Below are 13371 nucleotides of genomic sequence, written 5' to 3' on the forward strand. Positions count from 1 at the left end.
TGGACGACCAGCCGTTGGTGCGCGCCGCGCTGGAGATGGTGATCGCGGAGACGGACGACGTCGAGGTGGTGGGTGAGGCGGGCACCGGGGCGGAGGCCGTCCGGCTGGCCGCCGAACTGCGGCCGGACGTCGTGGTGATGGACATCCGGATGCCAGGCATGGACGGCATCGAGGCCACCCGGCTGGTGACCGCCGACGGCGGGCCGACCCGGGTGGTGGTGCTCACCACCTTCGACGAGGACGAGCACGTGTACGCGGCGCTGCACGCGGGGGCGTCCGGCTTCCTGGTCAAGGACATGGCGCTGGACGACATCCTCGGGGCGGTGCGGGTGGTCGCCGCCGGGGACGCGCTGATCGCGCCGGGCGTCACCCGGCGGCTGATCGGGGCGTTCATCGCCGGCCGCCCGCAGTGGCCCGGGGGCGGTGGGCACGCCCCCGCCGCCGCTGCGGTGGCGGCCGAGCGGCTGGCGGCGATCACCGGGCGCGAGCGGGAGATCCTCACCCTGGTCGGCCGGGGTCTGTCCAACACCGAGATCGCCGCCGAACTGGTGCTCAGCATCGCGACCGTCAAGACCTACATGACACGGCTGCTGGCCAAGCTCGACGCCCGGGACCGGGTGCAGCTGGTCATCCTGGCCTACGAGGCGGGCCTGGTCTCCGTATCCGCTTGAACGGTCCTGCTGGAACGGGCCTGCTCTAACGGGCTTGCCTTCAACGGTCCTGCTGGAACGGGCCCGGCCGGTCGGCCGGGCCCATCGCAGAAACGATTCGGCACTCGATCACGAGGAGCCGGGGCTCAGCGCTTGACCGCCACGCCCGCGTACATCGCGATGTCCCGGTCGCGGACGGGCGGGGCGTCGGCGTCCGGCCGCCAGTTGTGCACCAGCGTGACGCCCGGGTCGAGCAGCTCGTAGCCCTCGAAGAACGCCTCGGCCTCGGCCTTGTCGCGGATCTGGAGCGGGATGCCGCGCGCGTTGTACTCGCGGCCGACGCCACCCACGCCCACCGGGTCGGTGTCACCCGTGAAGACCGTCAGGGCGAGGAAGCTGCCGGGGGCCAGGGCGTCCATGAAGCGGCGCACGATGCCCTGCGGGTCGTCCTCGTCCAGCACGAAGTGGACGATCGCGATCAGCGACAGCGCCACCGGCTGCGAGAAGTCGAGCACCTCGCGCAGCCGGGGGTTGTTGATGATCGACTCCGGGTCGCGGAAGTCGGCGTCCACGTAACAGGTGCGGCCCTCGGGCGTGCTGTCCATCAGGGCCCGCGCGTGGGTCAGCACGATCGGGTCGTTGTCCACGTACCCGACCCGGGCCTCGGGGGCGATCGCCTGGGCGATCTCGTGCAGGTTCGGCGAGGTCGGGATGCCGGTGCCGACGTCCAGGAACTGCCGCACGCCGTACTGCTCGGCGAGTCGGCGCACCGAGCGCTGCATGAAGTCGCGGGTGGTGCGCATCGAGATCGGCAGCGACGGCCAGGCCTGCACCGAGGCGTGCGCCGCGACCCGGTCCGCCTCGAAGTTGGTCTTGCCGCCGATGAGGTAGTCGTAGACCCGGGCGGAGTGCGGAACGTCCATCCGCAGGTCCACCGATGGGTAATCCTCGTGCGGACCGCGCTCCGCCCGGATCTCGTTCGCCATGCTCGTTCTCCCGCTGCTGGGCGTCCGTCAGCGACCGCCGAGGTGGCGGCCCATGGTGCGCATGGTAACGGTCGACCGGTGCGGCGGAATGACGGGCCCTCAGGCCCGTGCCTCCGGGCGCTTCGGGCCCGCGCCTCCGGGTGTCTCAGGCCCGCGCCTCCGGGTGCTCCGGGTCGAGCGCGGCGGCGCCCGGCTGACGGGGGACGGCGGCGGACCCGGCGTCGCCCCGGCCGTGCGCCGCCAGTTCGAGTGCGGCGCCTGTCCACGCGATGCCGAAGGCCCACGTCGCCAGCCACTCGCACAGGTACAGCGGCCGTACCGACCAGCCCGAGCCGAGGCCCGTCACCCCGGCCAGGACGGAGAGCGCCAGGGCGACCAGGATCACCACCCCGGCCACCAGGTAGGCCGTGCTCACCCGGGCCGGCTGGGTGGAGCGGGGATTGCGGAAGGAGTGGAGGCAGAACATCGCCAGCATGACGAACAGCAGGCCGGCGAAGACGAGGTGGAACACTCCGACGGTGCGCTGGAGGCCGGAGGCGCCCGCCGGGGCCGTCGGGCACAGCGCGACCCCGACCGCGAAGAACCCGGCGGCCGTGCTCCAGCGGTCGTCCCGGCGGTCGAAGCGGTAGCAGATCAGGAACACCCCGAGGGCGCACAGTCCGCCGACGAAGAGGTTCCGGGTGTCGGTGTAGTAGGCGGCGCTCATCGAGCCCGGCCAGAAGTCGTCGGTGCCGCGCCCCGTCACCTCGGCGGCCAGCCAGTTGCCGAACGGCAGGGCCGGCGGCAGCAGGACGCCGATCAGGCCGACGCCGAGGCGAAGGATCGCGATGGTTCGAACGTCCTGGATGCTCCGCCGGACACCGGGGGAGTTCTGCGTGCGCGAGTCGTGCGTCACGGACGCCTCCTTGCCTTTCCACGGGCTCCTCGGCCCGCTGTTCCTCCGGTCGCGGGGGACGGGGTGGGGCGGCGTCGGACGGGCGCCGCCACACACCTGAGCGACCGTCACCTTGTGTACCCGCATCGGCGTTCGAAGCACCACCGATTTGAGCGGTTTACGCCCTCAATGACCGTCCGGAGAACCTCGGGTCACCATCCACCACGGCCGTGACGGCTCCACCGGTTCAACTCCCCCGCGGAGAACCGGGAAGGCGGCTGCCACCAGCCCAATCCTCACCGACCGAGCGGGAATTGATTCGTGCGATTCCCTTCCGATCGGCGATCGGATCTGACAGCATCGTCCGCTGTCCGGTCGCCGGAGCCCCGCGCACCGGTGACCCGTGCGCCGCCGTGCGCCGTGTCCACCCCGGCCGATCGGCGGCCGCCGTCCCGCTGCGCCTCGTGGAGGAACCGTGACCACCAAGGCCGACCCCGCCGGGACCGCCCTCCGTCCGGCCCGCTGGGTCCGCACCCGGCTGCGCGCCAGCCCCTCGGCGGCCCTGCTGACGGCCGCCCTCGCCTTCGTCACCGTCCTGCTGGCCGTGGCCGTCCCCCGCGTCACGGACCGGAACGCGGACGCGGCGCTGCGGGACTTCGTGCGCCAGAAGGGCATCCACGCGACCAGCCTGCACTTCGCCTCCAAGGCCCGCCCGACCGACACCGCCGCCGCCCTCGACGCCGTCGACCGGGACATCGTGGCGCGCGTCGGCGCGACGGTGGCGCTGGCACCGGACCGCCTGGCGCACGGCACCAGGACCGAGACCAACCCGGTGTACAACCCGGGCTACCACCGGGTGAGCCAGGACATCCCGCCCAGGATCCTGCTGATCCGGCTGCAGGGCCTCGCCGACCGGGTCACCCTGACCGAGGGCGGCTGGCCCGGCCCCGCCGCGGCCGGCGCCCCGGTGCCGACGGTGGTGAGCCGGGAGGCCGCCGAGGCGATCGGCATCAAGGTCGGAGACGTCCTCGACAACGGCAGCAGCGGCCCCGACAGCCGACGGACCACCGTGGTGACCGGCATCTACCGGCAGAACGACCCCTCGGACCCGTTCTGGGTCGGCATCGGCTGCCCGAACCGCCCCTGCCTGGGGCTCGACGCGGAGCACGGCAACTGGCAGGAGGTCACCGGTTTCGTCGACGACGGCAGCGTGGGCGCGCTGACCGCCTGGAGCCCGTCCGTCCAGAACTTCTGGCGGGTCTCCGTCGACCCCGCCCCGCTGCGCGCCGACCGGCTGGAACGGACCCGCGCCGCCGTCGCGCCCCTGCTGGCCGGGCCGGAGGCCGACGCCCTGGTCACCGCGACCGGGCGCGCCGACCTGCGGGTCGTCTCGACGCTGCCCGTGGTCCTCACCTGGGCGGCCGAGCGCTACCGGGCAGCGATGGCGCTGGGCGCGGTCGGCCCGGCCGGCGTCGCGGGCGTCGCCGCCGTGGTGCTCTGCCTGGCCGCCGCGCTCGGCACCGACCGGCGCGCCGCCGAACTGCGGCTGCTCCGGGCCCGTGGCTGCTCGCGCGGCGGGGTGCTGCTGCGGCTGCTCGGCGAGAGCGCGGTGACGGTCCTGCCCGCCGCGGTACTCGGAGCGGTGCTCGCCCTGGTGCTGCTGCCCACACCCCGGTGGGGCTTCGCGGTGGCGGCCGGCCTGGTCGCCACCCTGTTCGCCCTGCTCGCCTTCCCGGTGCGCGCCGCCCTGCTCCGGACGCACCCCCGGCGGACCGGGCCGTGGCGCCGGCTGATCGGCGAAGTCGCGCTGCTGGCCGTCACCGCGGTGGCGGTGGCCGAGGTCCGCCGGCGCGGCGTCGGCCACCCCGGCCGGGGAGCGGATCCGCTGCTGGTGGCCGCGCCGCTGCTGCTCGCCGTCGCCGGCGGGCTGCTGCTGGCACGGATCGAGCCCGTGGTGATCGGCCGACTGGCCGCCCTGGCCCGCCGGGGCCGCGGCCTGATCGGCTTCCTCGGCCTCTCCCGGGCCTCCCGCGACCACTCCGGCCGGCGCCGGCCCTCCGCGCTGCCGCTGCTCGCCCTGCTGATCGCCGTCACCGCGACCGGCTTCGGCGCCACCCTGCTCGACGCGGTGGACCGCGGCAGGCTGAGCGCCGCGCGCCTCGCGACCGGCGGCGACGTCGCCGTCTCCGTCCCGGGCTACGCGACCCTGCCGGAACCGTTCCTCAAGGCCGCGGGCGACCTTCCGCAGACCCGGGGCGCGACGGCGGTCCGGGTGGACCCCCGGGCGCTGTTCGTCGGCGCCGACGCGAACAACTACACCAAGGTGACCCTGGTGGTCGCCGAGCCGACCGCGTACGCCGAGATCGCCCGCACCCTCGGGGCCGGCGGGTTCGACCCGGCGAAGCTCGCCGGCACCCCCGGCGGCCCGGACACCCCGGTGCCCGCGCTGTTCAGCAGCGACCTGGCCGCGCGGCTGGGCGCCGGCGCGCCGACGGTGCACCTGTCCACCGCGAGCGAGCTGCGCACCACCGTCGCCGGGATCGTCACCGCGACGCCGGCGCTGCCGGAGCCGGCCCTGCCCTTCGTCGTGGTGCCCAGCGGTCCGGCGGTGGAACGCCTGCCGGAGCTCGGCCGGTGGACCGGGTGGCTGGCCGTGGGCGACGGCCTCGACCCCGGGCGGATCAGGTCGCTCCTCCTGGAACGCGGCCTGGTCGAGCCGACCGGCCTCGCCAAGCTCATCTCGGAGAACGCCGCGGCGGACGGCAAGGGCGACCACGGGCTGCCGCCCGCCTACGCGGTGGGCAGCAGCCGCGAGTACGCCGCGCAGCTCGCCGCCGACCCGCTGCAGCAGGCCGCCGGGCGGCTGTTCTGGTACGCGGCGCCCGCCAGTGCCGGATTCGCCGTCCTCGCGGTCCTGCTGACGCTGCTGCGCGCCGCACCCGACCGGACGGCGGTGCTCGCCCGGCTGCGCACCATGGGCCTGCGACCCCGTCAGGGGCTGGCGCTGATCGTCGCCGAGGCACTGCCGCGGACGCTGGCGGCGGCCGTCGGCGGTGCGGTGGTCGCGGCGGTGGCGGCCGTCCTGCTCGGGCCGGCCTTCGACCTCTCCACCCTGATCGGCGCCGAGGCCCGCGACGGCCTGGGCCCGGCGGTGCTGCCGGTGCTGCTGCCCACGGCGGGACTGGCGCTCGTGGCCTGCCTCGGGGTGGTGCTGGAGACGCTGGTCGCGGGACGGCGGCAGATCGCCACCGAACTGCGCGCGGGGGAGTCCTGACGGCGGCGGAAGCGGTGCGAGCGGTGCGAGCCGTGCGAGCGGTGCAATCCGTGCGAGCGGTGCGAGCAGTGGAAGCGGTGGGGCGGTCCGGCCGTGGTGGCCGAACCGCCCCTTCGCCTCCGCCGGGACGGTTCAGCCGGCCGGCTGCCCGGTGCGCGCGATCAGCGCGTTGAGCAGGGCGGCCCCGCGCTCGGCGTCGTCGACGCTGACCGCGAAGTCCGTGCCCTGACGGGTGCGGACCACCAGGCAGACGCCCCCGCGCAGCATCACGGTGGTGCCGAGCCGGTTCATCCGGTAGCCCCAGCCGCCCGCCTGCGCGGCGGTGCGCTGCTCGGCGCGGGCGGATTCGAGCTCGGCGGGGGACCAGTGGCGCACGGGCCGGCCGAACGGGCCGAATCCGACGGTCAGGCCGCCGGCGGTCACCCGCGCCCGCACCGAGGAGCAGGCGAGGCACGCGAGGGAGACGACGGCGAACGGCACCACCAGCGCCCAGTCCAGCTCGGCGACCCCGCTCGCGGCGGCCAGCACTCCCGCCACCGTCACCAGCGCGAACACCGCGGCGGCCAGCTGCAGCCACGGGTTGGCGGCCCGGGAGAGCCAGACGAACCGCTCGCCCGCGGGCATCTCCAGCGGATCCGCCCCGGCCGCCGGGAGCCGCTCGGGCCGGCCGCCGAAGCGGCGGCCGGCCAGCAGGGCCAGCAGCCCGGCGAGGCCGGTGGCCAGCAGGATCAGGACCACCTCGACGCCCATCGGTGCGGCGTCCTGCCGGCGGGCGCGGTCGAGGTTGGCGTGCACGATCGAGGTCTGCGCCCCCGTCAGCAGCACCCCGCCGGCCGCCAGCGTGGCCGCCGCCGCCCCGGGCGACCGGTCGGCCCAGTACCGCCGCACGGCCACCGAGGTGAGCACCAGGACCGCCCAGAACGCGGCCGGGAACAGCGCGGCCGCCGTCAGCGACATCGAGCCGTTCGGCTCCCGCCCGCCCCAGTGGGTGGCCAGCGGGTCCGGCAGCCGGTGGCGCGCCACCAGCGGCAGGGCGACCAGCAGTGCCAGCACGCCGACGGACCAGGCCGCCGCGGCCCAGAGGGCACCGCGAGCCGCCGGTCGTTCCGCCGTGGTCGCTTCCTTCGTTGTGCCGTCGTCCGTCACGACATCCCCCTGATCATGTCCACGAGATCGTTCCTGCTGTAGCCGAACCGGGCCGCGTCCTCGACCAACTGCCGTACGCGGTCCACCAGTTCGGAGCGGGTGTCGGCGCCGGTCGCGATCGTGATGCCGCGGCCCCGGCGGAACTCCAGCACCCCCTCGTCGCGCAGCGTCCGCAGCCCGCGCAGGACGGTGTTGGTGTTCACCCCCAGCGCCCGGGAGAGCTCCCGCGCCGGGGGCAGCTTGTCCCCGGGGGCGCACTCGCCCTCGGCGACGGCCCGTCTGATCGCGCCGGCGACCTGTTCGTGCAGCGGTCGGGTGTCCCCGATGTCCAGCTTCAGCAACATAGTGCTACTGACGATAGCACCATCCATGTCTTGTGCCACTGTCACTGCCACTGCCACTGGCCGCGGGCGGTGCTCCCCGCCCGCGGCCACCCCCGCTCGTCGGCTACCCCCCCGCTCGTCGGCTACCTCCGCTCGTCCTCGATCAGGCCGAACTCCTGCATCAGCTCGCCGATCTCGGTGGCCTCCAGCCGCCGCAGCAGCCGCTTGCGCAGGAACTCCGGCCCGGGCAGGTCGAGTTCGGCGCCGTCGCGGAGCCGGGTGGTGGCGGCGAGCAGCTTGCGCACGTCGTAGGTGGAGTTGAACACCTCGGGCACGCCGCGCTCGACGTCGAGCAGCCGGTAGACGGCCTCCATGCCGGTGCGCACCGAGTACTCGGTGGTGAAGACGCAGTCCCGGGTGGTCTCCGCGAACTGGCCGATGAAGGCGAAGTTGACGGCGCCCTCGGGCACCACGTCCGGCCGGTCGCCCGCGTGCCGGGGCAGGAAGAACGACGTCACGTACGGCATCATCACCGGCACGCAGCGGGCGGCGTTCGCGGCCAGGTCGGGGATCTCGCCGACCGGCACGCCCAGGTGGTACAGCCACTCCTGGGTGATCTCCTCGCCGGTGCACGCCTGCATGGGCTTGCGCACGAAGTCGCCCGGGCGGTCGACGAACAGCGAGTAGACCCAGACCACGATCCGGTCGGCGGGCTGCTGCTTGAAGTGCGGCTGGCGGTTGACCGTCCAGCTCAGCAGCCAGGAGGAGTCCCGGGCGGTCACGATGCCGCCGGTGACCACGCCGCCGCTGAACGGGTCGCGCTTGGCGACCTTCTGGATGTAGTGCGGGATGCGCGGGTCCAGGGTGGTGACGGTCGCCGACTCCCACTTGCTCTCGGCGATGTTGCCGCAGAACACCTCGGGGCGGCCGAAGGCCGGGTCCTTGGCGGCGATCCGGCGCCACAGGTCCCAGGCCGGGGCCGGGCCCTCGTCCAGCCGGGCCGGGGTGTGCTGGTCGCCGTCGTCGGAGTTCTCGGTGAGCGAGCCGATGGTGGTGAACACCAGGTCGTCCGGGCCGAGGTCCACCCCGCCCTCCCGGCCGGCCTCCCGCCAGCGGATCCGGGTGGCCTGCTTGCGGCCGGGGGCGTCCCGGGTGGCGGGGGAGACGTCGAAGTCGATGTCGGTGACCTCGACCTCGTACCGGAACCGGACGCCCTGGTCCATCAGCCAGTGGGTCAGCGGCAGGACCATCGACTCGTACTGGTTGTACTTGGTGAACTTCAGCGCGGACAGGTCCGGCAGGCCGCCGATGTGGTGGATGAAGCGGTGCAGGTAGAGCTTCATCTCCAGGGCGCCGTGCCACTCCTCGAAGGCGAACATGGTCCGCCAGTACAGCCAGAAGTCGCTGTCCAGGAAGTGCCGCGAGAAGACCTCGTCGATCCGCTTGCCCTCCAGCTCCTCGCGGGTCGCGAGGAAGACCCGGACCAGGTCCTTCTGGGCCTTGTCGTCGAGTGCGAACAGGCCGTCGGTGCGGGCGTCCTGGCCGCGGCGCTCGGTGACCCGCTGGAGGGAGAAGTTCGGGTCGTCCTTGTTGAGCCAGTAGAACTCGTCCAGCACGGACGCGCCCTCGATCTCCAGCGAGGGCACCGAGCGGAAGAGGTCCCACAGGCACTCCATGTGGTCCTCCAGCTCGCGCCCGCCGCGGACCACGAAGCCCTTCTCGGGCACCTCGATCCCGTCCAGCGCGCCGCCGGCCAGCTTGAGCCGCTCCAGGATCGTGATCCGCTCGCCGGGCACCTGCCCGTCCCGGACCAGGAAGGCCGCCCCGGCCAGCGCCGCGAGCCCCGACCCCACGAACCACGCCCGCTTGCGCTCGGCCCCCTCGGGCTTCCTCGGCCGGGCGAACGCCTCGTAGTTGCCGCTGCTGTAGTACAAGCCCGTGCTCCCTAGAACGTTCGACAGAACCGCCCGTCGGGCATGCCGCATCCCGGCGGGCCGTCTCCATCCACCCATCCGGCGGTGACCCTCGCCTGTTGAGTACGCCGAACGGGTGAGGCCCGGACGATCCGGACGGTCCGGACACCCGGCGGGCCGCGTATGGAGCGCGTTGGGAACACCGGCCGGAACGTCAGGAAGCCGTCAAGGAGAGCAGGTCAGCCCCGTCGCGGCGGTTGGGTGGAGGACGACGGCGAACACGACCACACGAGGACGGATCATGCACGGCAACGGGAGTTCGAAGGCCGCCCCCAGGGTGGTGGTCGGGGTCAGCGGGTCGCTGGGAAGCCTGGCCGCCCTGCACCGCGGCGTCGCCGAGGCCCGCGACCGCGGCGCCGTCCTGGTGCCGGTGCTCGCCTGGGAGCCGCCCGGCGGCGAACACGGCTACCGGCGCTCGCCCTGCCCGCCGCTGCTCGCCGCCGTCCGGGAGGCCGCCGAACGGCGGCTGCGGGACGCCCTCGACGAGGCCTTCGGCGGCGCCGACCCCGGCGTGCCGCTGAGCCCGGTCGTGGTCCGCGGCGAGACCGGACCGGCCCTGCTGCACATCGCCGACCGCCCGGACGACCTGCTGGTCCTCGGGCGCAGCGGCGGCCCGCTGCACCGCCGGCTGCGGCGATCGGTGCCCGGCCACTGCGCCCGGCGGGCGGGCTGTCCGGTGCTGACCGTCCCGGTGCCCGAGCTGCTGCACGACCTGGAGGCCCTGCACCGGCGCACCCGATGGCACCTGCCGGTCGCCACCGAGCGCGAACTCGCCTCGATGCAGCGGTAGTCCGCGGTGCGGATGTACTCGGCCCGGCCCGGCGGGCGGCGCTGCCGCCCGGTGCTCGACCGGTTCCCGGACGGCACCTCCGGCGCCGTCGCGCTGCTCGCCGGCGGCGCTCTGGCGCTCGCCCTCGGTGCCGTCGGTGAACTGCGCGCCGGCCCGCTGCCGTACCTCGCCCACCTGGCGCTGTGCGCCCTGGTCGGCCGTCGTTCCCGGCCGGTTGACGCACCGCTGATCGGCCTGGCCGCTTGGCTCTGCCACAACGCCTTCTCCGAACACCGCCACGGCGAACTCGGCTGGGCGGGCCCCGGGCCGGAGGCCGGGCACTACGCGCTGTTCACCGCCGCCGCGCTGCTGGCGGCGCTGTCCGCCGCCCTTCCGCGCCGCACCGTAGGGGCGTTCCCGCCGCGCCTCGACGGCCCGCGCTGAGGCGCCGCCCGCGACGGTCCGCCCGTTCGGACGGACCGTCGCGGGGCGCGCGCCTACAGGGTGAGCAGGGTGCGGTGGGCCAGGGTGGTGTCCCGCAGGGGCCTGAGGGCGAGCCGGACCAGGGTCAGGGCGTTGTCGTCCCCGGCGATCCGATTGGCGCTCAACTCGCCGCAGGACAGGCACTGATGGATGATCATCCACTCGCCGTCGGCGCGGACCGACAGGCTCAGCGCGGTCATCCGGCCGCCGCAGTCGGCCGCCCGGTCACCCGGTGTCCGGCCGTCGACATGACGGCTGGCCAGGCAGTTCGGGCAGTGGTTGCGGTGGGCGCTGCCGGGGGCGTCCACCGGGACGTCCAACCGGCAGTCCACGCAGCGGAAGGCGTGCGCCCGGTGGCCGCCCCGTCCGTGCAGGACGTCCTTGTACCGCTGCGGGCGGCGTTCCCGCCGGCCCCGGCCGCCGGTGTTCCTGTGTCGTGGCACGGTTCGCTGCTCCCTCTTCTCCGCGCGGTTCAGAGGGTGCCGAACGCTTCGAGCGGGAACGGCGGTTGGGCGAGCGGCCGGACGGCCATCCGCATCAGGACGAGCTGGTTGTCGTCCGTGCGGACGGGCGTGGACGTCAGCTCGTCGCAGCGCACGCACCGGTGGACGACCGTCCAGTCCCCGGTGCGCAGCACGGCGATGGCGATCGGCGACATCCGGCCCAGGCACTCGCTGGGACCGCCCTCGACGTGGTCGAGGACGTGCCGTGAATGCAGGCAGGACGGGCAGTGGTTGCGCCGCGTGCCGTCGGCGGCACGGGTGGAGACGGTCAGACCGCACCAGGTGCAGGCGAAGGTGGAGGTCTTCAGAACGGGGGGCGTGCTGGAGGTGCTGGACACCCGGGGTGCTCCTTGCTGAGGGGTTTCTGCGATGGCAGCAAGAGCGGGCCGAGTGGCCTCGACGGTTCGTCGGGTGGTGGTCGTCAGCCGGCGTGGCGAGGCGCACTCGGCGCGAGGCGGGACATCAAGACACCCTCTCCGGTCGGGCGGTGGCCCGGGTCGGTCGGTACGGAACGGCGTCAGCGTAACCACACCGGTCGCACGGGCGCCAACGGATTTCCGTGCCAACGGATTTCCGTGCCACCGACCCTCGCCGCCACGACGGGGATAAGGGCGCGCACGATGTCCGTATGCAGATGACCAACGTGCCGCGGCCGGCGACCCCCGACGACGCTTCGGCCGTCAGCCGATTACTGGCCCTGGCCTTCGCCGACGACCCGGTGATGTGCTGGTTCTTCCCCGACCGGGCCACCCGGCAGGCGGGGCTGGGCGGCTACTTCACCACGCTGTTCACCCGGCAGTTCGGCCGGCACGGCGTGTGCGAGCGGACCGCGGACGCGGCCGCGTTCTGGATGCCGCCGCAGGCGCAGGACAAGGTGCTCCCGGACGAGGAGACGCTCCGGGAGCTGGCGGGGCTCCTCGGCGACCGGGCCGAACCGTTCCGGCGCTCCGTCGGGGCGGCCGCCGCCAACCTGCCGCAGGAGCCCTACTGGTACCTGGCGGTCATCGGCGCCGACCCGGTCGCCCGGGGCCGGGGGCAGGGCGGCGCCCTGCTGCGCTCCGGACTGGCCAAGGCCGACGCGGACGGGCTGCCCGTCTACCTGGAGTCCTCCACGGAGGAGAACCTGGCGGTCTACGGACACTTCGGCTTCGAGGTGCTGGAGGAGGTCCGGCTGCCGGAGGGCGGGCCGGCGCTCTGGGTGATGCGGCGTGCGGCCCGCGTGTAGTGCCCATCGTCGCCGCGGCCCCCGCTCCCGCCCGGGTCCGGGGCCGCGGTCAGTCGTCGACGGGCAGCTCCGTCGGGACGGCGAGCACGTCGACCAGGGCCTCGCCGCGCAGGACGGTCAGCGGCAGCGGGCGGCCGATGGCGTCGGCCAGCATCAGGCGCTGGAGGGCCTGGGCGCTGCCCATCGGCTCGTCGGCGGCGGTGAGCAGCAGGTCGCCCTCGTGCAGCCCGGCGCGGTCGGCGGGCGCGCCGGGCACCACCTCGACGATCCGCAGGCCGGTGGGCTGCCCGGTGCGGTGGCGCAGGGCGGGCGACAGGGGCGCGGGCACTCCGGCGAGGCCGAGGTAGGCGCGGCGGATCCGGCCGTCGGCGAGCAGGGCGGCGACGATCCGGCGGCTGGTGGCGTCGATCGGGACGGCCAGGCCGAGCCCGTTCCCGGCCACCGCCGTGGTGATGCCGACGACCTCGCCGTTCGCGGTGGCCAGCGCGCCGCCGGAGTTGCCCGGGTTGAGTGCGGCGTCGGTCTGGATCACGTTGTCGATCACCCGCGCGGTGCTGCCGGAGCGGGCCGGGATCGAGCGGCCGAGCGCGCTGACCACGCCCGCCGTGACCGTCCCGGCCAGCCCCAGCGGGTTGCCGACGGCGACGACCAGCTGTCCGACCCGCAGGCCGGTCGCCTCGCCGAGTGCCACCGGCTTCGGGGTCGGCCCGTCGGCGTGCAGCACGGCGAGGTCGGAGAGCGGGTCGGCGCCGATGGTGTGGAACGGGGCGGTGGTGCCGTCCGCGAAGGCGAGCGTCCCGGCGTCGGCGTGGCCGACGACATGGGCGTTGGTGAGCAGGAATCCGTCCTCGGTGAAGACCACGGCGGAGCCCAGCGCCGTGCTGAACCAGCCGCCCCGGCCGCGCCGGGGGACCTGCAGCGCGGCGACCCGCGGGGTCAGGGTGGCGGCCACGGTGGTGACGATCAGGGAGTAGGCGTCCAGCGGGGCCTGTGCCTCGGGGGCCGGGCCCGGCCCGGGGAGCGTGTCGGCCATGGTGCTCACCCCTCTCGCGGGCGTGGTTCTCACGATGGCACCAGGTGGCAACAACGCCGGGGCGCCCGGTCTTCCGCGTTCTTGCGCAGGTGCCGTCCTGACGCGTTCTTGACGTGCGGAAAATTCCCAAGA

The 13371-nt window shown here is 74.5% G+C and carries 13 protein-coding genes; 5 read left to right on the top strand and 8 right to left on the bottom strand.

Annotated features, from left to right (window positions below; genetic code table 11):
• Nucleotides 1–35: 35 nt before the first annotated feature.
• Complete coding sequence (locus ACGFSC_RS40225; RefSeq protein ID WP_380351156.1) at nt 36–671, top strand: response regulator; 636 nt, start codon at nt 36–38, stop codon at nt 669–671.
• Nucleotides 672–796: 125 nt separating this feature from the next.
• Here the strand turns inward: ACGFSC_RS40225 and ACGFSC_RS40230 are convergent, their stop codons facing one another.
• Complete coding sequence (locus ACGFSC_RS40230) at nt 797–1636, bottom strand: SAM-dependent methyltransferase (protein ID WP_359900290.1); 840 nt, start codon at nt 1634–1636, stop codon at nt 797–799.
• Nucleotides 1637–1781: 145 nt separating this feature from the next.
• On the bottom strand, nt 1782–2531 hold the full coding sequence (locus ACGFSC_RS40235; protein WP_359900292.1) for a hypothetical protein: 750 nt from the start codon (nt 2529–2531) through the stop codon (nt 1782–1784).
• 454 nt (nt 2532–2985) lie between these two features.
• Here ACGFSC_RS40235 and ACGFSC_RS40240 point away from each other — a divergent pair, with 454 nt between their 5' ends.
• Complete coding sequence (locus tag ACGFSC_RS40240; protein WP_359900294.1) at nt 2986–5784, top strand: hypothetical protein; 2799 nt, start codon at nt 2986–2988, stop codon at nt 5782–5784.
• A gap of 132 nt (nt 5785–5916) precedes the next feature.
• Here the strand turns inward: ACGFSC_RS40240 and ACGFSC_RS40245 are convergent, their stop codons facing one another.
• The 3 genes from ACGFSC_RS40245 to ACGFSC_RS40255 form a co-directional block, all read right to left on the bottom strand.
• Nucleotides 5917–6930 carry a DUF1648 domain-containing protein gene (locus ACGFSC_RS40245; RefSeq protein WP_359900296.1) on the bottom strand — a complete coding sequence of 338 codons (1014 nt, stop codon included), beginning with the start codon at nt 6928–6930 and terminating at the stop codon, nt 5917–5919.
• On the bottom strand, nt 6927–7274 hold the full coding sequence (locus ACGFSC_RS40250; protein ID WP_359900298.1) for a GntR family transcriptional regulator: 348 nt from the start codon (nt 7272–7274) through the stop codon (nt 6927–6929). The genes ACGFSC_RS40245 and ACGFSC_RS40250 overlap by 4 nt, the downstream gene beginning before the upstream one ends.
• Before the next feature lie 122 nt (nt 7275–7396).
• Nucleotides 7397–9187, bottom strand: coding sequence for an oleate hydratase (locus ACGFSC_RS40255; RefSeq protein ID WP_359900300.1), 1791 nt, complete (start codon nt 9185–9187; stop codon nt 7397–7399).
• A 280-nt stretch (nt 9188–9467) separates the two neighbouring features.
• Between ACGFSC_RS40255 and ACGFSC_RS40260 the strand changes: the two genes are divergently transcribed.
• Together ACGFSC_RS40260 and ACGFSC_RS40265 are read left to right on the top strand one after the other, a co-directional pair.
• The gene (locus ACGFSC_RS40260; RefSeq protein ID WP_359900302.1) at nt 9468–10016 is read left to right on the top strand and encodes a universal stress protein; all 549 of its coding nucleotides are present in this window, start codon (nt 9468–9470) and stop codon (nt 10014–10016) included.
• Nucleotides 10017–10022: 6 nt separating this feature from the next.
• Nucleotides 10023–10439 carry a hypothetical protein gene (locus ACGFSC_RS40265; RefSeq protein ID WP_359900304.1) on the top strand — a complete coding sequence of 139 codons (417 nt, stop codon included), beginning with the start codon at nt 10023–10025 and terminating at the stop codon, nt 10437–10439.
• Between the two features lie 53 nt (nt 10440–10492).
• Here the strand turns inward: ACGFSC_RS40265 and ACGFSC_RS40270 are convergent, their stop codons facing one another.
• Both ACGFSC_RS40270 and ACGFSC_RS40275 read right to left on the bottom strand, forming a co-directional pair.
• Nucleotides 10493–10921 carry an RNHCP domain-containing protein gene (locus ACGFSC_RS40270; protein WP_359900305.1) on the bottom strand — a complete coding sequence of 143 codons (429 nt, stop codon included), beginning with the start codon at nt 10919–10921 and terminating at the stop codon, nt 10493–10495.
• Nucleotides 10922–10950: 29 nt separating this feature from the next.
• Entirely contained in the window at nt 10951–11319 is a 369-nt protein-coding gene (locus ACGFSC_RS40275) for an RNHCP domain-containing protein (RefSeq protein WP_359900307.1), read from the bottom strand.
• Between the two features lie 290 nt (nt 11320–11609).
• Between ACGFSC_RS40275 and ACGFSC_RS40280 the strand changes: the two genes are divergently transcribed.
• Nucleotides 11610–12206 carry a GNAT family N-acetyltransferase gene (locus ACGFSC_RS40280; RefSeq protein WP_359900309.1) on the top strand — a complete coding sequence of 199 codons (597 nt, stop codon included), beginning with the start codon at nt 11610–11612 and terminating at the stop codon, nt 12204–12206.
• A gap of 49 nt (nt 12207–12255) precedes the next feature.
• On the opposite strand, the gene ACGFSC_RS40285 is transcribed toward ACGFSC_RS40280, so the two are convergent.
• Nucleotides 12256–13239, bottom strand: coding sequence for a trypsin-like peptidase domain-containing protein (locus tag ACGFSC_RS40285; protein ID WP_359900311.1), 984 nt, complete (start codon nt 13237–13239; stop codon nt 12256–12258).
• Nucleotides 13240–13371 lie beyond the last annotated feature (132 nt).

The sequence above is a fragment of the Kitasatospora sp. NPDC048715 genome, from assembly GCF_043198905.1.
In the GTDB taxonomy this organism is placed as follows: domain Bacteria; phylum Actinomycetota; class Actinomycetes; order Streptomycetales; family Streptomycetaceae; genus Kitasatospora; species Kitasatospora lactacystinica.

Coding starts and splice junctions, on each gene's coding strand:
- ACGFSC_RS40285 (WP_359900311.1), bottom strand. CDS start 13,239: ATGGCCGACACGCTCCCCGGGCCGGGCCCGGCCCCCGAGGCACAGGCC.
- ACGFSC_RS40225 (WP_380351156.1), top strand. CDS start 36: ATGGTGATCGCGGAGACGGACGACGTCGAGGTGGTGGGTGAGGCGGGC.
- ACGFSC_RS40230 (WP_359900290.1), bottom strand. CDS start 1,636: ATGGCGAACGAGATCCGGGCGGAGCGCGGTCCGCACGAGGATTACCCA.
- ACGFSC_RS40250 (WP_359900298.1), bottom strand. CDS start 7,274: ATGTTGCTGAAGCTGGACATCGGGGACACCCGACCGCTGCACGAACAG.
- ACGFSC_RS40260 (WP_359900302.1), top strand. CDS start 9,468: ATGCACGGCAACGGGAGTTCGAAGGCCGCCCCCAGGGTGGTGGTCGGG.
- ACGFSC_RS40280 (WP_359900309.1), top strand. CDS start 11,610: ATGCAGATGACCAACGTGCCGCGGCCGGCGACCCCCGACGACGCTTCG.